The 21,169-nt window shown below is 69.3% G+C and carries 21 protein-coding genes, 1 tRNA gene and 2 pseudogenes; 14 read left to right on the top strand and 10 right to left on the bottom strand.

From position 1 onward, the window contains the following. Window positions 1-71 precede the first annotated feature (71 nt). The 8 genes from KUM44_RS00190 to KUM44_RS00155 all read left to right on the top strand — a co-directional run bounded on the left by KUM44_RS00190 (window position 72) and on the right by KUM44_RS00155 (window position 6,624). On the top strand, window positions 72-932 hold the full coding sequence (locus KUM44_RS00190; RefSeq protein ID WP_217205237.1) for a hypothetical protein: 861 nt from the start codon (window positions 72-74) through the stop codon (window positions 930-932). A 14-nt stretch (window positions 933-946) separates the two neighbouring features. Further along, window positions 947-1,022, top strand: a tRNA-Gln gene (locus tag KUM44_RS00185). A 122-nt stretch (window positions 1,023-1,144) separates the two neighbouring features. Further along, window positions 1,145-2,593: a bifunctional UDP-N-acetylglucosamine diphosphorylase/glucosamine-1-phosphate N-acetyltransferase GlmU gene (gene glmU, locus KUM44_RS00180; RefSeq protein WP_217205235.1), complete on the top strand. Its 1,449-nt coding sequence runs from the start codon at window positions 1,145-1,147 to the stop codon at window positions 2,591-2,593. Between the two features lie 75 nt (window positions 2,594-2,668). Then, entirely contained in the window at window positions 2,669-3,649 is a 981-nt protein-coding gene (locus KUM44_RS00175; protein ID WP_217205233.1) for a ribose-phosphate diphosphokinase, read from the top strand. A gap of 186 nt (window positions 3,650-3,835) precedes the next feature. After that, window positions 3,836-4,432 (top strand): 50S ribosomal protein L25/general stress protein Ctc, encoded by a 597-nt coding sequence (locus tag KUM44_RS00170; protein ID WP_217205232.1) that lies wholly within the window; start codon window positions 3,836-3,838, stop codon window positions 4,430-4,432. A gap of 185 nt (window positions 4,433-4,617) precedes the next feature. Beyond that, window positions 4,618-5,220: an aminoacyl-tRNA hydrolase gene (pth, locus tag KUM44_RS00165; RefSeq protein ID WP_217205230.1), complete on the top strand. Its 603-nt coding sequence runs from the start codon at window positions 4,618-4,620 to the stop codon at window positions 5,218-5,220. 65 nt (window positions 5,221-5,285) lie between these two features. Further along, on the top strand, window positions 5,286-5,774 hold the full coding sequence (locus tag KUM44_RS00160) for a hypothetical protein (RefSeq protein WP_217205228.1): 489 nt from the start codon (window positions 5,286-5,288) through the stop codon (window positions 5,772-5,774). A 136-nt stretch (window positions 5,775-5,910) separates the two neighbouring features. Beyond that, a complete protein-coding gene (locus tag KUM44_RS00155; RefSeq protein ID WP_254388832.1) occupies window positions 5,911-6,624 on the top strand; it encodes an LPXTG cell wall anchor domain-containing protein in 714 nt (237 codons plus the stop codon). Between the two features lie 63 nt (window positions 6,625-6,687). Here the strand turns inward: KUM44_RS00155 and ppc are convergent, their stop codons facing one another. Next, window positions 6,688-9,426 (bottom strand): phosphoenolpyruvate carboxylase, encoded by a 2,739-nt coding sequence (ppc, locus tag KUM44_RS00150; RefSeq protein WP_217205223.1) that lies wholly within the window; start codon window positions 9,424-9,426, stop codon window positions 6,688-6,690. A 308-nt stretch (window positions 9,427-9,734) separates the two neighbouring features. Between ppc and KUM44_RS00145 the strand changes: the two genes are divergently transcribed. Next, entirely contained in the window at window positions 9,735-10,745 is a 1,011-nt protein-coding gene (locus tag KUM44_RS00145) for an acyl-CoA desaturase (RefSeq protein ID WP_217205222.1), read from the top strand. Further along, window positions 10,742-11,419 carry a TetR/AcrR family transcriptional regulator gene (locus KUM44_RS00140; protein ID WP_217205220.1) on the top strand — a complete coding sequence of 226 codons (678 nt, stop codon included), beginning with the start codon at window positions 10,742-10,744 and terminating at the stop codon, window positions 11,417-11,419. Before KUM44_RS00145 ends, KUM44_RS00140 begins: the two co-directional genes overlap by 4 nt. 41 nt (window positions 11,420-11,460) lie before the next feature. Here KUM44_RS00140 and KUM44_RS00135 read toward each other — a convergent pair whose 3' ends face one another. After that, window positions 11,461-11,634, bottom strand: a complete 174-nt coding sequence (locus tag KUM44_RS00135) for a CsbD family protein (protein WP_217205218.1) — start codon at window positions 11,632-11,634, stop codon at window positions 11,461-11,463. 98 nt (window positions 11,635-11,732) lie between these two features. On the opposite strand from KUM44_RS00135, the gene KUM44_RS00130 reads away from it, so the two are divergent. Further along, entirely contained in the window at window positions 11,733-11,945 is a 213-nt protein-coding gene (locus KUM44_RS00130; protein ID WP_254388831.1) for a hypothetical protein, read from the top strand. 28 nt (window positions 11,946-11,973) lie between these two features. On the opposite strand, the gene KUM44_RS00125 is transcribed toward KUM44_RS00130, so the two are convergent. Further along, a complete protein-coding gene (locus tag KUM44_RS00125) occupies window positions 11,974-12,336 on the bottom strand; it encodes a VOC family protein (RefSeq protein WP_217205211.1) in 363 nt (120 codons plus the stop codon). After that, window positions 12,336-13,139, bottom strand: a complete 804-nt coding sequence (locus KUM44_RS00120; RefSeq protein WP_217205209.1) for a trans-aconitate 2-methyltransferase — start codon at window positions 13,137-13,139, stop codon at window positions 12,336-12,338. The genes KUM44_RS00125 and KUM44_RS00120 overlap by 1 nt, the downstream gene beginning before the upstream one ends. Window positions 13,140-13,236: 97 nt before the next feature. Between KUM44_RS00120 and tamR the strand changes: the two genes are divergently transcribed. After that, window positions 13,237-13,734 carry a MarR family transcriptional regulator TamR gene (gene tamR / locus KUM44_RS00115; RefSeq protein ID WP_217205207.1) on the top strand — a complete coding sequence of 166 codons (498 nt, stop codon included), beginning with the start codon at window positions 13,237-13,239 and terminating at the stop codon, window positions 13,732-13,734. A 601-nt stretch (window positions 13,735-14,335) separates the two neighbouring features. Here the strand turns inward: tamR and KUM44_RS00105 are convergent. After that, window positions 14,336-15,103: a response regulator transcription factor gene (locus KUM44_RS00105; RefSeq protein ID WP_062722201.1), complete on the bottom strand. Its 768-nt coding sequence runs from the start codon at window positions 15,101-15,103 to the stop codon at window positions 14,336-14,338. 271 nt (window positions 15,104-15,374) lie between these two features. On the opposite strand from KUM44_RS00105, the gene KUM44_RS00100 reads away from it, so the two are divergent. Further along, a complete protein-coding gene (locus KUM44_RS00100) occupies window positions 15,375-15,839 on the top strand; it encodes an N-acetyltransferase (RefSeq protein ID WP_217205362.1) in 465 nt (154 codons plus the stop codon). 62 nt (window positions 15,840-15,901) lie between these two features. Here KUM44_RS00100 and galK read toward each other — a convergent pair whose 3' ends face one another. The 3 genes from galK to galT form a co-directional block, all read right to left on the bottom strand. Further along, window positions 15,902-17,065, bottom strand: a complete 1,164-nt coding sequence (gene galK / locus KUM44_RS00095) for a galactokinase (protein WP_217205206.1) — start codon at window positions 17,063-17,065, stop codon at window positions 15,902-15,904. A 77-nt stretch (window positions 17,066-17,142) separates the two neighbouring features. After that, window positions 17,143-18,105: a UDP-glucose 4-epimerase GalE gene (gene galE, locus KUM44_RS00090; RefSeq protein WP_217205204.1), complete on the bottom strand. Its 963-nt coding sequence runs from the start codon at window positions 18,103-18,105 to the stop codon at window positions 17,143-17,145. After that, a complete protein-coding gene (galT, locus tag KUM44_RS00085; protein ID WP_217205202.1) occupies window positions 18,102-19,187 on the bottom strand; it encodes a galactose-1-phosphate uridylyltransferase in 1,086 nt (361 codons plus the stop codon). The genes galE and galT overlap by 4 nt, the downstream gene beginning before the upstream one ends. Before the next feature lie 280 nt (window positions 19,188-19,467). Between galT and KUM44_RS00080 the strand changes: the two are divergent. Then, window positions 19,468-20,007 (top strand): annotated as a pseudogene (locus KUM44_RS00080) (RNA-guided endonuclease InsQ/TnpB family protein); the annotation flags it as partial. A 78-nt stretch (window positions 20,008-20,085) separates the two neighbouring features. Here the strand turns inward: KUM44_RS00080 and KUM44_RS47460 are convergent. Together KUM44_RS47460 and KUM44_RS00070 are read right to left on the bottom strand one after the other, a co-directional pair. Next, window positions 20,086-20,160 (bottom strand): annotated as a pseudogene (locus tag KUM44_RS47460) (hypothetical protein); the annotation flags it as partial. A 233-nt stretch (window positions 20,161-20,393) separates the two neighbouring features. Further along, complete coding sequence (locus tag KUM44_RS00070; RefSeq protein ID WP_217205200.1) at window positions 20,394-21,086, bottom strand: response regulator transcription factor; 693 nt, start codon at window positions 21,084-21,086, stop codon at window positions 20,394-20,396. Window positions 21,087-21,169 lie beyond the last annotated feature (83 nt).

The raw sequence follows: 21,169 nt of genomic DNA, 5'->3' as shown, positions 1-21,169 counted from the left end.
ATATCCCTCGAACTGCTGAATCGCACACCGTTCGACCTCGGAACCGATCATTCCGGCTGGACGGTATGCCCATGGCGCATCCACAGGGCAAATACGCCGACTTCGAGGGGCTGCGGGAGCGGGCGGTGGCGCTGCGGCGGCAGGGTTACAGCCTTCGACAGATCCGCGACGAGCTGAAGATCTTCAACAACGACATCCTCAACCAGCTGGTGAAGGGGGAGCCGCCGCCGGAATGGACGAAGCGACCGAACGCGAAAGACGACCTCAAGGCGAAGGCACGGGAGCTACGACTCCAGGGCTGGACGTACGACCAGATCGAGGTGGAGCTGGGCTGTTCGAGGAGCTCGGTGTCGCTGTGGGTGCGGGATCTACCGAGGCCCAAGCCTCGCTACACGCCGGAGGAACAGCGGGCCCTCATGCAGGAAGGGCTAGCAAAACGGCGCGCGGCGGACAACGAGGAACGGAAGAAGACCAAGCTCGGAGCTCGCCAGGAGATCGACGAGCTGACGGACCGCGACCTCTTCATGGCAGGGGTCGCCCTGTACTGGGCCGAGGGATCCAAAAGCAAGCCCTACGACCGCCGAGAGCGCGCCATCTTCGTCAACAGCGACCCGGGCGTGATCCAGACCTACCTTGCTTGGCTGGACCTGCTCGATGTGGATCGTGAGCGGCTGCACTTTCGCCTGCTCATCCACGAGTCGGCGGATGTCGAAGCCGCACACCGGTTCTGGGCGGAGATCGCCGACGTCGACGTCTCGATCTTCGCCAAGCCGACGCTCAAGAAGCACAACCCGAAGACCGTCCGCAAGAACACCGGCGACGATTACCACGGCTGCCTGGTCATCGGCGTGGCACACAGCGCCGGCTTGTACAACCGCATCGAGGGCTGGTGGAGCGGCATCGTGTCCCACTCGCAATCACGTCTCCGGTAAGGTCTGAGTCGCTGTCCCCCGTGGTGTAACTGGCAGCACACTAGATTTTGGATCTAGCAGGACAAGGTTCGAATCCTTGCGGGGGAGCCACAGCACACAAGACCTCAGTTCGGGCCCTGACTGCCAAGTCAGGGCCCGCTCTCATGTCCCCCACAAAACACCCCGGTATCCTGCGGATGTCACCCACCCCCTCCACAGCCGAAGGGCATCCCGTGAGCGCCATTCGCCCGGCAGCCGTCGTCGTTCTCGCAGCGGGTGAGGGCACCCGTATGAAGTCGGCCACACCCAAGGTCCTGCACGAGCTCTGCGGACGCAGTCTCGTGGGTCATGTGCTGGCCTCCGCCCGTGAGTTGCAGCCCGAGAACCTGGTCGTGGTCGTGGGGCACGCGCGGGAGAAGGTCTCCGCGCACCTCGGTGAGATCGACCCCGGTGTGCGGACCGCCGTGCAGGCGGAGCAGAACGGTACGGGGCATGCCGTACGGATGGCCCTGGAGGAGCTCGGTGGCACCGTGGACGGGACCGTCGTGGTCGTCTGTGGCGACACCCCCCTTCTCACCGGCGAGACACTGACCCGTCTCGCCGCGACGCACTCCGCCGACGGCAACGCCGTGACCGTGCTGACCGCCGAGGTCCCGGACGCGACGGGGTACGGGCGGATCGTGCGGGACGGTGCGTCCGGTGCGGTGACGGCGATCGTCGAGCACAAGGACGCGACCGAGGCGCAGCGGGCGATCCGGGAGATCAACTCCGGGGTGTTCGCCTTTGACGGGCAGTTGCTCGCGGACGCGCTCGGCAAGGTGCGTACGGACAACAGTCAGGGCGAGGAGTACCTGACCGACGTCCTCGGCATTCTGCGTGAGGCCGGGCATCGTGTCGGTGCTTCCGTCGCCGCCGATCACCGCGAGATCGCCGGGATCAACAACCGTGTGCAGCTCGCCGAGGCCCGGCGGATCCTGAACGACCGGTTGCTGACGGCCGCCATGCTGGCCGGCGTCACCGTGGTCGATCCGGCGACGACCTGGGTCGATGTGGCGGTGACCTTCGAGCAGGATGCCGTTGTCCATCCCGGTACGCAGTTGCAGGGCTCGACGCATCTCGGTGAGGGTGCGGAGGTCGGTCCCAACAGCCGGCTGAAGGACACGCGGGTGGGTGCGGGGGCGCGGGTGGACAACACGGTGGCCGACGGTGCTGTCGTGGGGGCGCAGGCGACGGTGGGTCCGTACGCCTATCTGCGGCCTGGGACCCGTCTCGGGGCGAAGGGCAAGATCGGTACGTACGTCGAGACCAAGAACGCGTCCATCGGTGAGGGGACGAAGGTGCCTCACCTCTCGTATGTCGGTGATGCGACGATCGGTGATTTCTCGAACATCGGTGCCGCGAGTGTCTTCGTGAACTATGACGGACAGGACAAACACCACACGACGGTCGGCTCGCACTGTCGTACCGGTTCGGACAACATGTTTGTGGCGCCTGTCACGGTCGGGGACGGCGCGTACACCGCGGCGGGCTCTGTGATCACGAAGGATGTGCCGCCCGGTTCGTTGGCTGTGGCACGCGGTCAGCAGCGGAATATCGAGGGTTGGGTGGCTCGTAAGCGTCCGGGCAGTGCGGCTGCGAAGGCGGCTGAGGCGGCTTCTCGGCAGGTCGAGAGCGAGGACTGACCGGAAACGGGTGCGCCAAACACGGCGTACCGTGATAAGTGCACACCCTGTTGAGACACCTCTGAGGAGACAGCTGTGACCGGGATCAAGACGACCGGCGAGAAGAAGTTGATGTTCTTCTCCGGCCGCGCCCACCCCGAGCTTGCCGAGGAGGTCGCCCAGCAGTTGGGTGTCGGGGTCGTCCCGACGAAGGCCTTCGATTTCGCCAACGGTGAGATCTATGTCCGTTATCAGGAGTCGGCGCGTGGTGCTGACTGCTTTGTGATTCAGAGCCACACGGCTCCGATCAATCAGTGGATCATGGAGCAGTTGATCATGATCGACGCGCTGAAGCGTGCGTCGGCGCGCTCCATCACGGTGATCGTTCCGTTCTACGGTTACGCGCGGCAGGACAAGAAGCACCGTGGGCGTGAACCGATTTCGGCGCGTCTGATCGCGGATCTGATGAAGACGTCGGGTGCGGACCGGATCCTGACGGTGGATCTGCACACGGATCAGATTCAGGGTTTCTTCGACGGGCCGGTCGATCATCTCTTCGCGCTGCCGTTGCTCGCGGACTACGTGGGCCGCAAGGTCGACCGGGAGAAGTTGACCGTGGTGTCTCCGGACGCCGGTCGGGTGCGGGTGGCGGACCGTTGGTGTGACCGGCTCGGTGCTCCGCTGGCGATCGTGCACAAGCGGCGGGACAAGGACGTCGCGAACCAGGTGACGGTTCACGAGGTCGTGGGTGAGGTCAAGGGCCGGGTGTGTGTGCTGGTCGACGACATGATCGACACGGGTGGGACGATCTGTGCGGCCGCTGATGCGCTGTTCGCGCACGGTGCGGAGGACGTGATCGTCACCGCGACGCACGGTGTGCTCTCCGGGCCCGCCGCGGACCGGTTGAAGAACTCGCGGGTGAGTGAGTTCGTGTTCACGAACACGCTGCCGACGCCGGGTGAGCTGAGCCGGGATCTGGACAAGCTGACGGTGTTGTCGATCGCGCCGACGATCGCGAGTGCGGTGCGTGAGGTGTTCGAGGACGGTTCGGTGACGAGCTTGTTCGACGAGCAGTAGAGCTCCGCCGTAAAGATCCTTTTGGGTGCGGCCTCCCTCTGCGAGTAGACTGCTTCAGTTGCTCGGCGAGGGAGGCCGCACCTGTTGGTTCAGGTGTCGGTGGTCCGTTATCGACGCGCTCTTCGTAGCAGGCCGTTCGTGGCCGGGTGACCACGTCCGTCTCTAGTTCTACGAGGAGTGATCCGTATGTCCGAGGTCAAGATCTCCGCTGAGACCCGTACCGAGTTCGGTAAGGGTGCCGCCCGTCGTATCCGTCGTGACAGCAAGGTTCCCGGTGTGCTGTACGGGCACGGTGCGGAGCCGCTGCACCTCACGCTTCCCGGTCATGAGCTGCTGCTCGCGCTGCGTACGCCGAACGTTCTGATCGCGCTGGACATCGACGGCAAGTCGACCGAGCTGGCGATCCCGAAGGCTGTGCAGCGTGACCCGCTGAAGGGCTTCCTGGAGCACGTGGACCTGCTGCTGGTGAAGCGCGGCGAGAAGGTCACGGTCGAGATCCCGGTGCACACCGAGGGCGAGCTGGCTCCGGGTGGCAACCTGCTGGAGCACGTGCTGAACGCGCTGCCGGTCGAGACCGAGGCCACGCACATCCCCGAGTCGGTCACGGTGTCCGTGGAGGGTCTGGAGGCCGGTGCCTCGATCCTGGCCAAGGACATCACGCTGCCGAAGGGCACCACGCTGGCCGTCGAGGAGGACGCTGTGGTCCTTCAGGTCCTGGCTTCGCAGGCCGAGGAGGCCGCGGAGGGTGAGGCCGCCGAGGGCGGGGAAGTCGCCGAGGCCTGATCCTCGCTGTCATCGGTTGGTCGGCCGCTGTTCCCGTGCGGGGCAGCGGCCGACGCCTGTCACTCAGGCTTGCCTCGCGATGTTCGCGCCAGGCACCCCCGCGGACCGGCGTTTCTGCTGGGGGTCCGGGGGCCCGCGGCGGAGCCGCCGATGTCGCAGCCCCCGGGAAAGCACAGCAAGGAGACGTGGACGTGACTACCGGCGCCAATGACCCGTGGCTGATCGTGGGCCTCGGCAATCCCGGGCCCGAGTACGCCATGAACCGGCACAACATCGGGTTCATGGTGGCCGATCTGCTGGCCGATCGGCTCGGGGGGAGGTTCAAGCGGGCGGGCCGGGCTCAGGCGCAGGTGGTGGAGGGCCGTATCGGTCCGCCGGGGCCGTTGAACCGGCGGGTGATTCTCGCGAAGCCGATGTCGTACATGAACCTCTCGGGCGGGCCGGTGAACGCCCTGCGCGAGTTCTACAAGGTGCCGCTCGCGAACATCGTTGCGATCCATGACGAGTTGGACATCGACTACGGCACACTGCGGCTGAAGCTCGGCGGCGGTGACAACGGGCACAACGGCCTGAAGTCGATGACGAAGGCGATGGGTGCCGACTACCACCGGGTGCGGTTCGGCATCGGGCGCCCTCCCGGTCGTATGCAGGTCGCGGACTTTGTGCTCAAGGACTTCTCCTCGGCGGAGCGCAAGGAGTTGGACTATTTCGTGGACCGGGCGGCGGATGCGGTGGAGTGTCTGGTGATCGAGGGGTTGGAGCGGGCGCAAAGCACGTACAACTCGTGACTTGTCCGGCTGGTTGGCCGGGCCGAGGTTGACCGGGCGTAGGGGCATGGCCAAGGATCGCGGCCATGCCTTCTGCCGTTGTCTCCAGTCAGGGCGCTTTCATGGCGCTGCGGTTCGGGCGGTTCGCGGCGATGGGTACGGTCGCGGTGCTGATTCTGATCGCGGGTGTGTGGGCGTCGTGGGGCAATGCGCAGCATGTGATGCTCACGAAGGGCCGGGAGAGCGGCACGATCAAGGTGACGCGGTGTGGTGCGGACACGTGCAGTGGGCCGTACACGCCGATTTCGGCGGGGTCGCGGGCGCGCGGTGCGGTGGTCATCGACAAGAGCGTGGCGGTGCGCGGGGGGCAGACGTACACGGTGGTGGTGAAGCCGGGCAGTGACGACGTGGTGCGGTCCGGGCCGGCGGGTGTTCTCTATGCGTGGGTTCCGCTGGGTGGCGCGTTGTTGCTGGCGTCGGTGGTCGTGGCGGGTGGGCTGCGACGGACGCGGGTGGCGTGGGTGCTGGCGGGGTCGGGGGTCGCGTTGCTGACGGCGGCGTTCGTGACGATCTGAGGTTCTCGGCGTTCTCCGTTTCTGTGGAGGATCCGTGTGTTGTCTGTTCGTGATTGACCAGGGGTCAGTGCGGGCTGGATGCTGAGCCGCCCCCTCCACATCTTCCCGTTCCTTCTCGAAGATGGACTACTGCCTCATGCGTACCCTCAACCGCGTCGGCGCTCTGTCCGCCGTCGCCGCGGCAGCCGTGCTCTGCGTTCCGGCCGCCGCCCACGCCACCGGTTCCGGTGGCGACACGTACACGGTGCAGCTGCGTCAGGAGCTGCCGCGTACCTCGACCACCGATGACGGCGGTGCCCCGCAGCAGGGCCGGGGCGAGTGCCCCGGCGTTCCGGAGGGGCAGGACGGCTGGCACTTCGTGCTGCCGGGGAACTCGACGGACTTCGTGAAGCTGACGGTGTCCTTCGAGCCGGGTGGGCAGCAGGTGGTGACGGACTTCGGTCCGCCGTCCGACAAGCACGCCTACGTGGCCTCGCAGCCGGGCGCGGAGCTCACCTCCGCGGTGGCCGAGGTGCGCGGCGGTGAGCTGGAGCTGTTCAACCTGTCGCACACCTGCCCCGCGACGGATGGCGGGACGCCCAGCGCGACGCCCGGCACGCCGGATCCGACCAACGGCGGCGAGGAGACCGGCCCCGCCGAGGAGCCGACGCAGGGCGAGTCCGCCGAGGCCTCCGAAACCTCCGAGGAAGCGGCTCCCGCCGTCTCCTCTTCTCCGTCCACTCAGGGCGGCGGCAGCGAGGGCGACCTCGCGGAGACGGGCAACGGTGCGCCGGTGGGCCTGCTGTCGGCGGCCGCGGCCGCGCTGCTCGCCGCGGGCGGTTACCTGGCGTTCCGTCGCCGTAAGGCCTGATCAGCGACATAAGGGTGCCCCCGTGCTCGTACGAAGCACGGGGGCACCCTCGGTTCCGGCCGGTCAGCCGGTGTTGCGCAGGCCGGCGGCCACGCCGTTCACGGTGAGCAGCAGGGCGCGGGCAAGCAGCGGGTCGGCTGTCTCTCCTGCGGCCGCTGCGTCGCGCTGGCGCTTGAGCAGGGTGACCTGGAGGTAGGAGATGGGGTCCAGGTAGGCGTCGCGGATGGCGAAGGTCTGCTTGAGGACCGGCGCCGCGTCGAGGAGTTCCTGCTCGCCGGTGACCTTGAGGACCTCGGCGACGGTGAGTTCGTGTTCGGCGCGGATGGTGTCGAAGACGTGCTTGAGGTGGTCGGGGACGAGGGTGTCGACGTAGTGGGCGGCAATCCGCAGGTCGGTCTTGGCGAGCGTCATCTCGACGTTGGAGATGAAGTTGCGGAAGAAGTGCCACTCTTCGTGCATCTCGTCGAGCACGGTGTCGAGGCCGGCCTCGCGCAGGGCCTTCAGGCCGGAGCCGACGCCGAACCAGCCGGGGACGATCTGCCGGGACTGGGTCCAGCCGAACACCCACGGGATGGCGCGCAGGCCGTCGAGCGAGACGCCCGAGCCGGGGCGACGGGAGGGCCGTGAGCCCAGGTGCAGGTCGGCAAGCTGGTCGACCGGCGTGGAGGCGAGGAAGTACGTCGGCAGGTCCGGGTCCTCGACGAGCTTGCGGTACGCGGCGTGGGCGGCGTCGCTGACGACGTCCATGGCGGCGTCCCAGCGGGCGAGTGCCTCGACGGACTGGCGGGGTGCGGTGTGCAGGGCGGAGGCCTGGAGGGTGGCCGCGACGGTCAGCTCGAGGTTCTCGCGGGCCAGGGACGGCACGAGGTACTTGTCGGAGATGACCTCGCCCTGTTCGGTGACCTTGATCTCGCCTTCGAGGGTGCCCCAGGGCTGGGCGAGGATCGCGTCGTGGGAGGGACCGCCGCCGCGGCCGACGGTGCCGCCGCGGCCGTGGAAGAGCCGCAGCCGGACGCCGTAGCGGTGGGCGACGTCGCGCAGGCGGCGCTGGGCGCGGTGGATCTCCCACTGTGAGGTGGTGATGCCGCCGAACTTGGAGGAGTCGGAGTAGCCGAGCATGACCTCCTGGACGTCGCCGCGCAGGGCCACGAGCCTGCGGTACGACGGGTCGGAGAGCATGTCCTCCAGGATGGTGTCGGCGGCCTTGAGCTCGTCGGTGGTCTCCAGGAGCGGGACGATGCCGATCTTGGCCCAGCCGGCGTGCAGGTCGATGAGGCCGGCCTCGCGGGCGAGGACGGCGGCGGCGAAGACGTCGTCGGCGCCCTGGCACATGGAGATGATGTACGACTCGATGACCTCGGGTCCGAAGACGGCGAGGGCCCGCTTGACGGTCTGGAACACGCCGAGGGTCTTCTCGCCGGCCGCGTCCACGGGTGCGGGGGTGGGGGCGAGGGGCCGGCGCGAGCGGAGCTCCTTGGCCAGCAGCTTGGCGCGGTAGTCGCGGGGCATGTCGGCGTAGCGCCAGGACTCCTCGCCGAGGCGGTCGAAGAGCTGGCCGAGGGCGTGGTGGTGGGCGTCGGCGTGTTCGCGGACGTCCATGGTGGCGAGCTGGAGGCCGAACGCGGACAGGGTGCGGATGGTCCGGTTCATGCGGCCGTCGGCGAACAGCCCGCCTCGGTGTTCGCGCAGGGACGTCTGGATCAGGGTGAGGTCCTGGAGCAGCTCGCCGGTGCCGAGGTAGTCGCGTCCGGCTTCGTGCGGGATGCCCTTGGCGAGGCGGAGCTTGGTGTTCTCCAGCTTCTGCCGGATGCAGGTGGCCTTGAGCCGGTAGGGCTCCTCGGCGTTGAGGCGCTTGTAGCGGGGACTGATCTCGGGGAGGGCTTCGAGGTCGGCCTGGAGGGAGTCGAGGAGTTCCTGGGTGGCGCCGGTGTAGCGGATGGAGTTCGACAGGAAGCCGCGCAGCTCGTCGATCATCTCCAGGGCGTCGTTGATGCCGTGTTCGTGCTGGAGGATGAGCACGTCCCAGGTCACCTGGGGGGTGACGTTGGGGTTGCCGTCGCGGTCGCCGCCGATCCAGGTGCCGAAGGTGAGGGGGCGGGTGGCGTCGGGCAGCTTGTAGCCGACGCGCTCCAGTTCCGCGGTGAGGTCCTCCAGGACGTCGCCGACGGCTCCGGCGTGGAGTTCGTCGAGGTAGTAGATGGCGTTGCGGGCCTCGTCGGCGGGCTCGGGGCGTACGACGCGGAGCTCGTCGGTCTGCCATACGAGGTCGATGTTCTCGGCCAGTCGGGTGTCATGGCGGCGGCGGTCGCCTTCGAGGACCGGGGTCTCCAGGAGGGCGGCGACACGCCGGAGCTTGTTGAGGACGGAGCGGCGGGCGGCCTCGGTGGGGTGCGCGGTGAAGACGGGGCGCACGTTGAGGTGCTGGATCGTCTGGCGCAGGTGCTCGGGGTCGGCGTCCTTCAGCCGGTCGGCCGTACGGGCGAGGAGGCCGCCCTCGGCGGCGCGGCGGGCGCGCAGCTCGCGGCCGCGGTGGACCTGTTCGGTGACGTTGGCCAGGTGGAAGTAGGTGGAGAAGGCGCGGACCAGCTTGGCCGCGGTGTCCAGCTCCGTGCCGCGCAGCAGCTCGGCGGCGGCTTCGCCGTCCTCTCGGGTGAGGCGGCGGACCTTCTCGACGAGCTCCAGCAGCTCCGGGCCCTCCTGGCGGACGAGGGTCTCGCCGAGGAGGTCACCCAGTCGGCGGATGTCGGCACGCAGTTCGCTGCTGGTCATCTGAGACACGGTCTGGTCGTCGGCACTGCTCACAGGTGCGGCTCCTTGCAGTGTTGAAGCTCGTCCGGGAGGGGAACCCGGCGCCTGGGGCCGCGCGGCTGGGCCGCTTACGGCTCCTGACATCCGGGAAGAATTCAGAGCGGACCGCGCTGTCCGACCGCCTCCAAGGATAGGTGTCCATGCGGACGCGCAGTCTCTCGGGCTCTTGCCGCCGGGCGACGCACTGCCATACTTACGATGCCGTAGGTTACGGAACCGTAGGGACCGATGTAACGGAACCTGGGAACAGTTCCAGCGACCCGGCACCTGCCACAACCCTCGAAACCCCACAGGGGACGCCCATGACCACGAGCTCCGATGTGATCGAAGACGCCCCGAAGGCGAACGACGACACCCGACTCCCCTCAGCCACGCTCGGCGGCGAGAAGAAGGGGTCGCTCGAGCAGTTCGCGCTCCTTCTCTTCATCGTCGTCCCGTTCCTGGCACTTGCCGCCGCGGTGCCGCTGGCGTGGGGCTGGGGCGTGAGCTGGCTGGACCTCGGTCTGCTGGTCTTCTTCTACTTCTTCGCCTGCCATGGCGTCACGATCGGCTACCACCGCTACTTCACCCACGGTTCCTTCAAGGCGAAGCGTCCGCTGCGCATCGCGCTCGCCGTCGCGGGCTCGATGGCGGTGGAGGGCCCGCTGGTCCGCTGGGTCGCCGACCACCGCAAGCACCACAAGTTCTCCGACGCGGAGGGTGACCCGCACTCGCCGTGGCGTTACGGGGAGACCGTGCCGGCACTGATGAAGGGCCTGTGGTGGGCGCACATCGGCTGGATGTTCGACGAGGAGCGGACGCCGCAGGACAAGTACGCGCCGGATCTGATCAAGGACCGGGCGATCCGCGGGATCTCCCGTCAGTTCATCTGGTGGACGGTGCTGTCGCTGGCCCTGCCGGCGCTGATCGGCGGTCTGGTGACGATGTCGTGGTGGGGCGCGTTCACGGGTTTCTTCTGGGGCTCGCTGGTGCGGGTGGCTCTGCTGCATCACGTGACGTGGTCGATCAACTCGATCTGCCACGCGGTGGGCAAGCGTCCGTTCAAGTCGCGTGACCGTTCGGGCAACGTGTGGTGGCTGGCGGTCCTGTCGTGCGGCGAGTCCTGGCACAACCTGCACCACGCCGACCCGACGTCCGCGCGGCACGGTGTGGAGCGCGGGCAGATCGACTCCTCCGCGCGGATCATCCGCTGGTGCGAGATGTTCGGCTGGGCGTACGACGTGCGCTGGCCGTCACGCTCGCGTATCGATTCACGCCGGAACGCCGAGGAAGGCGGCTCCCGGCGCCGGAAGGAGCCTGCCAAGGCGGCATGATTGACGCCGTGGCGACCGACTCCAGCAGTACCCCCAGCAACGACAAGCCCCGGCGGACGCGCCGTACCCGGATGACCGGTGCGGAGCGGCGCCAGCAGTTGCTGGAGATCGGCCGCACCCTGTTCGCCGCGAAGGGTTTCGAGGGCACCTCGGTGGAGGAGATCGCGGCGAAGGCCGGGGTCTCCAAGCCGGTGGTGTACGAGCACTTCGGCGGCAAGGAGGGGCTGTACGCGGTGGTGGTGGACCGTGAGATGCGCCGCCTGCTGGACATGGTGACCAGTTCGCTGACGGCCGGCCACCCGCGTGAGCTGTGCGAGCAGGCGGCGTTCGCGCTGCTGGACTACATCGAGGAGTACACGGACGGTTTCCGCATCCTGGTCCGTGACTCGCCCATCCCCCAGTCGACGGGTACCTTCGCCTCGCTGATCTCCGACATCGCGACCCAGGTGGAGGACATCCTGGGCCGCGAGTTCAAGAGCCGCGGCTTCGACCCCAAGCTGGCCCCGCTGTACGCGCAGGCTCTGGTCGGGATGGTCGCCCTGACCGGCCAGTGGTGGCTGGACGTCCGCCGCCCGAAGAAGGCGGAGGTGGCGGCGCATCTGGTGAACCTGGCGTGGCACGGGCTGGACGGGCTGGAGGCGAAGCCGCGGTTGATAGGGCACCGCAAGAGCTGACGCGCCGGGCGCCCGCCATGTCCGTTACTTGAGGGGCGCCCTCAGTGCTTGAAGGTGTCCTTTCCCTTCTCCTTCGCCTGCCGGGCGTCGCCCTTCATCTGGTCGGCCTTGCCCTCGGCGGTCATCCGCTCGTTGCCGGCCATACGGCCCATGGCTTCCTTGGCCTTTCCCCTGACCTGTTCCTTCTTGGCCCGGGTCTTTTCTTCCTTCGCCACGGTACTCACTCCTCCCGAGGCTGGACGTCGGGGTCATCGATCGGGTGACCCTGCGCCGGCCCACTCAAACGGCGACCAAGGGGTGGGGCCCTTTGAACATGCCGAAGGTCCCGGTCAGCGAGGCCGGGCCCGAGCCGGAGGACCTCGTCCGGCGCGTGATCGAAGATCTCGAAGACGCGTTGGCAGTCGCCGACCAGCGGCGACGCAAGGCCGAGGCCGCGCCCTCGGTGAGGGCATGCCGCACGAGGAGGTCAGGCGCGTGCCGGTGCTGGGCCGGTGAGGTCCCGCCGCCGGCCGAGCACGGCACGTGAGCGCGAGCGCGGCGCGTGAGCGCGTTGGTCAACCGGCCGGTTCCAGGAACTCCAGCCGGTTCCCGACAGGGTCGTAGGAGAAGAACCGCTTGTGCCCCGGCAGGTGCTCGTCCCAGGTGACGGCGGCTCCCCGGGCCGCCAGTCGGGCGGCGTACGTCTCGATCGCGGTGACCCGCAGCCCGGGGTGGGCCTTCCTGGCGGGCCGGAAGTCCTCCTCGATGCCGAGATGCAGCTGCACGGGTCCCGTCTGGAACCAGCAGCCCCCGCGCGCGGCGAGCACGGGCGGCTTGGGGATCTCCGTCATCCCGAGGACATCGACGTAGTACGTCCGTAGCCGCTCCTCCGATCCGGGCGGGGCCGCGAGCTGGACGTGGTCGACGGCGGTGATCATCACGCCTCCCTGCGGGCCACGGCGAAGATCCGCCGGAACGGGAAGGGTGTGCCGTGCGCCCCGGCCGGATAGGCCGCGCGCAGGGCGTCGCGATAGTCGCCGAGGAAGGCGTCCCGCGCCTCGGGGTCGTCGGCGAGGGCGGTGAGGACCGGTCGCAGGCCCGTCCCCTTCACCCAGTCCAGCACCGGGTCGTCACCGGTCAGGAGGTGGACGTACGTCGTCTCCCACACGTCCGCCGCGCAGCCCAGGTCGGCCAGCGCGGCCAGGTAGTCCCGTGGGGCGAGGACGGCGTCGTCGTGGCGCAGGGTGTCGGTGAGGCCGTGGCGGTGGGCGAGGTCGCGCATCAGGCGGTGGCTGGGGGCGTCGAAGTTGCCGGGGACCTGGAAGGCGAAGGTGCCGCCCGGCCGCAGGCCCCGCACCCAGGCGCCGAAACGCTCCGCATGGTCCGGCACCCATTGCAGCGTGGCGTTGCTGACGATCAGGTCGTACGGCTCCTCGGGCGTCCAGGTCCGTACGTCGGCGTGGGCGAAGTCGAGACGGCCGCCACCCGGGGTCGGGCCCTCGTGCTCGACGTGGGCCTTGTCGAGCATCTCGGCAGAGTTGTCGTAGCCGGTGATGTGGGCGCCGGGCCAGCGTTCGGCGAGCAGGGCGGTGACGTTGCCGGGACCGCAGCCGAGGTCGGCGATGCGGGGCCGGTCGCCGGGGAGGTCGGGGACCTGGGCGAGGAGGTCGGTGAAGGGGCGGGCTCGGTGGCCGGCGTGACGCAGGTACTGGGCGGGGTCCCAGGTGGGGGCGGCTGGCATGGGGGGCCTCCTGACGGTCGCTCGTTCTCCAGCCTGCCCTCCTGGATATCTTGACGTCAAGAGACTTCACGTCGACACAACCACTACACTGATCGTCATGGAGGACGAGGTCGATCGGCTGGTCGCAGCGTGGCGCCGGGAGCGCCCTGACCTCGACGTGGAACCGCTCGAGGTACTCAGCCGGGTCAGCAGACTGGCCCGGCATCTGGACCGCGCACGGCGGCTCGCCTTCTCCGAGCACGGCCTGGAGCCCTGGGAGTTCGACGTACTGACCGCGCTCCGGCGGGCCGGGACGCCCTACCAGCTCTCCCCGGGCCAGCTCCTGACCCAGACCCTGGTCACCTCGGGCACGATGACGAACCGCATCGACCGCCTGGCCAAGAAGGGCCTGGTGGAACGCCTCCCCGACCCCAGCGACCGACGCGGAGTACTGGTCCGCCTCACCCCCGAGGGCCGCGACCGCGCCGACCAGGCCCTGGCCGGGCTCCTGGACCAGGAACGCGCGATCCTCGCGGAGCTCTCCCGAGCCCAGCGAGGCGAACTGGCCGGCCTGCTGCGGCAGCTGACGGCACCGTTCGACAACATTCCCGGCTAGGGCGAGAGGCCCGGCGCCACATGCGGGCGCGCAGGCGCCGCCGACGAGCCCGGACGGACGGGACACAGGCTTGCCTGGTGGACCAGGAACGCGCGATCCTCGCCGAGCTCTCCCGAGCCCAGCGAGGCGAACTGGCCGGCCTGCTGCGGCAGCTGACGGCACCGTTCGACAACATTCCCGGCTAGGGCGAGAGGTCCGGCGCCACATGCGGGGCGTGCTGGTGCCGCCGACGAGCCCGGACGGACGGGGCACTGGCTTGCCTGGTGGACAAGGAGTGCGCGCGATCCTCGCCCGAGCTCTCCCGAGCCCAGCGCGGTGGCCGGGCGGGGCTGCCGGGTTGTCCGAGCCGCTACGTTCGACGACATCCGTGGACAGCCCGAGCGGCCCTCCGGGGCCGGCATGGCGAACACGCCTCGCGGACGACGAGGGTGGCCGGCGACCACACCACCCAAGCCTTCGCCCCCCCACCGACGCGGCCACCGCCCCTCCGGAACGCGGCGCATCCCAGTGGCTGGAACGCCTGGCTGGAACGCCTCCCCCGTACCCCAGCACCCGGCGCGACCTATTCGCCCAGCTCAGAAACCAGGGCCGGTCCGCCCAGCTACGCCAGTTGACCGCCCCGCTCCACAACATCCCCGGTCAGATCCACCGGCCCCACCCCCGCCCGGCGCGCGAGCGCGACCGCGGCGAGGGTTGAGTGGACGCCCAGTTTGCCCAGGACGTTCTGCATGTGGGTGCGGACGGTGTGCGGGGAGAGGTAGAGGCGTTCGGCGACGGCCTTGCGGCCCAGGCCCGCGACCATGCAGCGCAGGACTTCGCGTTCGCGTGGGGTCAGGGACTCCACGAGGCGTTCGCTCTCGGTGCGGTGTTTGCGTGCGGCCGTCAGCTCGCGCAGGACGCCCGTGAGCAGGGCGGGCGGCAGATGGGTCTCGTCGCGCAGCACCCCGCGGATGACAGTGAGGAGCCGGGAGAGGGAGCAGTCCTTTGCCACCCAACCGGAGGCCCCGGCCTGGAGAGCGAGCGCGGCCCGGCGCGGATCGTCCTTCTCGGCGAGGACGACGATCCGTACCGCGGGCTGCGCGGTACGTACCCCGGCGACGAGCGAGATGCCGTCGACAAGCCCGTCCTCGCTCACCTCCTGGACCGGCACGGCGGGACGGATGCCCTGGACGTTGCCGCCCAGGTCGGCGTCGACGAGGAGCACGTCGAACCGGCGCCCCTCGGCGGCCGCGCGCTCCAGGCTGCGCAGCGCCGCCGGACCGCTGCCGGCCGCGGAGACGTCGACGTCGGGCTCGGCCGCCAGGGCGGCGGCGAGCGACTCGGCGAAGATGCGATGGTCGTCGACGACCAGGACTCGGATGCGAACCACGAAACCCCCTTCCCCAAGCTCCGAAGAGCAGGGGATACCCCATCGTCATGAGGACGACACCGGGAGACGAACACCGTCGCGGGCACGACGCCAGAAGCGCGGATGGCCGCACGGCCGCCGCCGTGCAGAAACTGCTACCCCCACTTCGGGCGTCGAACCCGACCTGTCTCGCCCCCTGATCAGCACCGGCCCCCACCGGTGCCGTTCATCAGAGTACGGCCGGGGGGCAGGAGCGGAAGGTAATTTGCAGAACTGGTTGGCCGACGCGTTTATGGTGAGCCGCATGTTTCGTCTGGAGACAGAAGTCGACAAATCACGGCAGGATCTGCTCCGCCGGCGGTTGCGGGACACCAACACCGCGGCCTCCCCGGTCCTGCGCGCCCTGCGCGGAACCCCAGGTGAACGCGAACATCCGCTCCAGGTCTGGGCGTTGGACGACGCCGGCGCCGTGGCGGGCGGGCTCGTCGGTCACACCTGGACCACCTGGCTCCATGTCACGTACCTCTGGGTCGACGAACGCCACCGCGGCGCCCGCCTCGGTTCGCAGCTGCTCGCACACGCCGAGCGCACGGCCCGCGACGAACGGGGCTGCACGGCCGTACGCCTGGAGACGTGGGACTTCCAGGCGCCGGGGTTCTACAAGAAGCAGGGGTACGACGTGGTCTGTGTGATCCCTGACTATCCGCCGGGGATCACGGAGTACACGCTGACCAAGAGGCTGGTCCGCAACGGCTGAGCCCCAGAACGCGAAGACGGGGCCGCCCCCCTGGGGAACGGCCCCGACCCGCACGCCCCAGCTCAGCCGACCCGTCGCGCCCCCGCCGCCGGTACCGCCTCGAAGACCCTCGGTGCCGTGTAGCCCGCTGCCGCGAAGGCCTCTTCGACCGCCTTGGTGAGGGTCTCGACGTCGGTGGCCTCCGCCAGCACGATCGCGGAGCCGCCGAAGCCGCCGCCGGTCATGCGGGCGCCCAGTGCGCCGCCGGCCAGGGCGGTGTCCACGACGAGGTCCAGCTCAGGGCAGGAGATACGGAAGTCGTCCCGCAGCGAGGCGTGGCCCGCCGTCAGGACCGGGCCGATCGCCCGGGTCTCGCCCGACTCCAGCAGGTCGACGACCCGCTCGACGCGCTGGTCCTCGGTGACGACGTGGCGCACCAGGCGGCGCACCTCCTCGTCGTCGGCGAGCCGGTCGAGCGCCGCGTCCAGGTCGTCGTAGGCGATGTCCCGGAGCGCGTCCACGCCGAGCAGCGCCGCGCCCTTCTCGCAGCCCGCGCGGCGCTTGCCGTACTCGCCCTCGCTGTGGGAGTGCTTGACCTGGGTGTCGACGACCAGCAGGCGCAGCCCCAGGGCGGCCAGGTCGAAGGGGATCTGCTTCTGGGAGAGGTCCCGGGTGTCGAGGAACAGGGCGTGGCCTGCCTCGCAGCACGCGGACGCCGTCTGGTCCATGATCCCGACCGGGGCACCGACGTACACGTTCTCCGCGCGCTGGCACAGACGGGCCAGCTGCCAGCCCTTTTGACCGAGGTCGTACAGGTCGTTGAGCGCGAGCGCGACCACGACCTCCAGGGCCGCCGACGACGACAGGCCCGCGCCCGCCGGGACCGTCGAGGCCAGGTGGATGTCGGCGCCGGTCACCGCGTGGCCGGCCGCACGCAGGGCCCAGACCACACCCGACGGGTACGCCGTCCAGTTCCGGTCCGACTCGGGCTCAAGGGCGTCGACGCGCAGTTCCACCACCCCGCCCTCGACGTCCGCCGAGTGCAGGCGCAGCACGCCGTCCTCGCGTCGTGAGACCGCCGCGACCGCGGTGTGCGGCAGTGCGAACGGCATGACGAAGCCGTCGTTGTAGTCGGTGTGCTCGCCGATCAGGTTGACCCGGCCCGGCGCGGCCCACACCCCCTCCGGCTCGGCCCCGTACAGCTCCTTGAACCGCTCGGCGACCGCGGCTGCCGTGTCGACGCTCATCCCCTGACCCTGACCTTCCCTGCTGAACCGGCCGCAGCGGCCGTGGAACGTACGGCCGTCCGTACCGGCCGTAGAACTTAACGTGCGCGCCGCTGCGCGAACTCCCACGCGTCGGCGACGATCCCCGCGAGGTCCGCGCGGGACGGGTTCCAGCCGAGCCGCTCGCGTGCGGTGTCGGCGGAGGCGACCAGGACGGCCGGGTCGCCGCCGCGGCGCGGGGCCACGACCTCGGGGATCGGGTGTCCGGTGACCTGGCGGACGGTCTCGACGACCTGGCGGACGGAGAAGCCGTTGCCGTTGCCGAGGTTGCAGATGAGGTGCTCGCCGGGCCGGGCGGCCTTCAGGGCGAGCAGGTGGGCCTCGGCGAGGTCGGCGACGTGGATGTAGTCGCGCACGCAGGTGCCGTCGGGCGTCGGGTAGTCGTCGCCGTAGACGGAGATCGCGTCGCGCCTGCCCTGGGCGACCTGGAGGACCAGCGGGATCAGGTGCGACTCGGGGTCGTGGCGCTCCCCGCAGTCGCCGTAGGCGCCCGCGACGTTGAAGTACCTCAGGGAGACGGCGCCGAGTCCGTGGGCCGCCGCCTCGCCGGTGATCATGTGGTCGACGGCGAGCTTGGAGGCGCCGTAGGGGTTGGTGGGCTGCGTGGGCGCCGACTCGACGATCGGCACCTCCTTCGGCTCGCCGTACGTGGCCGCCGTCGACGAGAACACAAGCTTGCGCACGCCCGCCTCGCGCATCGCGCCGAGCAGCGCCATGGTGCCGCCGACGTTGTTGTCCCAGTACTTCTCGGGCTTCACGACCGACTCGCCGACCTGCGAGAACGCGGCGAAGTGCAGTACGGCGTCGAAGGAGGAGTCGAGCCACTTGGCGGCGTCGCGGATGTCGCCCTCGATGAAGGAAGCCGCGGCCGGCACGCCCTCGCGGAAGCCGGTGGAGAGATTGTCGAGGACGACGACCTCGCCACCCGCCTCCAGCAGATGCTGGGCGACCACGCTGCCCACATAGCCGGCGCCACCGGTGACCAGGTACTTCCCGCTCATGAACTCGCTACCTCTCGCAGTCGCTCGGCCGCGCGCTCCGGCGGCACGTCATTGATGAACACATTCATGCCGGACTCGGAGCCCGCGAGAAACTTCAGCTTGCCGGAAGTGCGGCGAATGGTGAAAAGCTCAAGGTGAAGCGCGAAGTCGTCCCGCACGACACCCTCGAAGTCCTCCAGCTGCCCGAACGGCGCCTGGTGCCAGGCGGCGATGTACGGCGTCGGAGGCTCACCCTCCCCTTCTTTCCCTCCACCCGGCCCATCGAAGATCCGGTCGAAGCGCCTCAAGAGTTCCAGATAAACCTTGGGGAATTCTGAGCGCGCTTCCTCGTCGAGCGCGAGCAGGTCGGGCACCCGGCGCTTCGGGTACAGGTGGACCTCGTACGGCCAGTGCGCGGCGTACGGCACGAAGGCCAGCCAGTGTTCGCTCTCCAGGACGACCCGCTCGTCGGCGAGTTCACGCGCCAGGACGGCGTCGAAGAGGTTCTCGCCGCCGGTGGCGTCCTTGTGCGCGGCGAGGGAGCGCAGCATCAGGGCGGTGCGGGGGGTGGTGAACGGGTAGGCGTAGATCTGCCCGTGCGGATGCCCCAGGGTCACCCCGATCTCGGCGCCGCGGTTCTCGAAGCAGAACACCTGCTCCACGGAGGGCAGAGATGACAGCTCGGAGGTCCGGTCGGTCCACGCGTCGAGCACCAGCCGCGCCTGCTCCTCGGTCAGGTCGGCGAAGGACGCGTTGTGGTCGGAGGTGAAGCAGACGACCTCGCAGCGCCCGGAGTCACCGGCGAGCGAGGGGAAACGGTTCTGGAAGACGACGACGTCGTACGACGAGTCCGGGATCTCGCTCAGCCGCTCACCGTCGGAGGGGCACAGCGGGCACTCGTCGGCCGGCGGATGGTAGGTCCGGCCCTGCCGGTGCGAGGCGATGGCGACGGAGTCGCCGAGCAACTCGTCCCGTCGGACCTCGGACGTCGTGACGGTCCGGTCCAGCGGACGGCGGTCGGCGGCGTCCCGCACGGTGTCGTCGCGCAGGTCGTAGTAGATCAGCTCACGACCGTCGGCCAGTCGGGTCGAGGTCTTCTTCACGCCGGACTCCCCATTCGGGCTACCCAAACATCAAACAGAACCGAACATAGCGAAACACAACCCATCACGAGAGTCAACATCACAATCACACAATCCCGTGACCAGAAGAGTTCGATTGCCGGATGGAAACCCCCACGACACCCACATCTCCGGCAGCGGAGCTACGGCCCCCACGGACTGGCTCGACCAACCGATCGCGCATGCGAGATAAACGTGCAATGTCGATCAGTTCCGATGGATCCATGTTCGACCATAGAACGACCGTCGTACGGTGATCGGTATGAAGCTCCGGTACAACGTTCGCGTGTACCCGAGCGCTTCTCAACGGGGCAGTCTGGCGAGGGCGTTCGGGTGTGCCCGCACTGTGTGGAACGACGCCCTACGCGTCAGGTGCGAGGCCTACGCGAAGAACCTGCCGCGCCCGACGGCGGCCGAGTTGTCGAAGCGGGTCATCACCGAGGCCAAGAAGTCGACGGAGCGGGCCTGGCTCGGTGAGGTATCCGTCGTGGTGTTGCAGCAGTCGCTACGTGACCTGGAGGCCGCGTACAGCAACTTCTTCGCCTCGAAGAGCGGCGCCCGCAAGGGTCCGAAGATGGGCCCGCCGAAGGTGAAGAAGAGGACCGCCCGGCAGGCGGTCCGGTTCACTGCGAACGCCCGCTGGTCCATCACCAAGGGCGGGAAGCTGCGGCTGCCGAAGATCGGCGACATCGAGGTGCGCTGGTCGCGCGAGCTGCCTGTGCAGCCGTCGTCCGTGACGGTCATCAAGGACCCGGCCGGCCGGTATTTCGCCTCGTTCGTGGTCGAGGTGGACGACAAGCCGCCGCATTTCAGCGGCACGTTTCCGTCCAGCGGCGCGTAGGTTGGCCTCGGCGTTCTCGTCCCGGTCGTGGCGTGCTCCGCACTCCGTGCATGTCCACACGCGGACGTGCAGTTCCTCGCGGCCCCTGGGGCACCTCTGGACCGGACTGGGCATGCTGCTCCTCGGCCTGTTCTTCCTGGCCTGGCTGAAGCTGCGGCCCACGGCACCGCCCGCCCCGACGGACGACCCGGCACCGTAACGCCCCCGCCGCCCCTACCCGTCCACCCCAGAGGCTCCGCCCGTCCAACCCCCACCAGGGGGCTGCCGCCCCCTGGACCCCCGCTTCGGCCTGAACGGCCTCGCCCTCAAACGCCGGACGGGCTGAAAACGCCCCGCCGCAGGCACGTTCACGCCTCCGCCGCGCCCTCCCCCGTCACCGGCCCCGCCCGATCCAGCAATCCCGTACGAGCCGCCAGCGCCGCCGCCTCGAGTCTGGAGCCGACGCCCAGTTTCATCAGCACCCGCTGCACATGCGTACGCGCTGTCGACGGTGCGATGCCCATGCCCGCCGCGATCAGGCGAGTGTCCTCGCCGTCCGCGACGCGCACCAGCACCTCGACCTCCCGAGGGGTGAGCATCTGGAGCAACCTCTGCCCCTCGTCGTCAGGCTGGGCCACCGGGTTCAGCAACTCGCTGAACGCGCCCTGTAGAAGAGAAGGCGCCACCGCCGCCTCCCCCGCCCGAGCCTTCATGATCGCCCGCTCGACACCCTCTATACGCTCGTCATGGCGCACATACCCGGACGCCCCCGCCGCGAACGCCGCCGCTATCCCGCGCGGACTCGGCACCGGCCCCAACACCAGCACAGCCACCTGCGGCCGCTCCCGCTTGATCTTCACCACCGGATCGAATATCCCCGGCTCCGCAGGCGACGCCGTCCCGAGCAGACACACCTCAGGCGCCCGCGTGATCACCAGCTCCGCCGCCCCCGCGGCCGGCGCCGCCGCCGCCAGCACCCGATGGCCCCTCAGCTTCAGCGCCGAGGCCAACGCCTCCGCGAGCAATCGGTGGTCGTCGACCACCATGAGCCGCACTCCCATCGAGCAACCCCCCATCCCCCCAAGTCCCCGGTCCCCTCCGCACGGACGGCCAGAGCCCCCTCCCGACTCCCCCGCCCTTCATG

Origin of the sequence: Streptomyces sp. AC550_RSS872 (assembly GCF_019049285.1) — a bacterium.
In the GTDB taxonomy this organism is placed as follows: Bacteria; Actinomycetota; Actinomycetes; order Streptomycetales; family Streptomycetaceae; genus Streptomyces.
The sequence above is the reverse complement of the archived record's forward strand: the minus strand, read 5'-3'. Positions and strand labels throughout refer to the sequence as shown.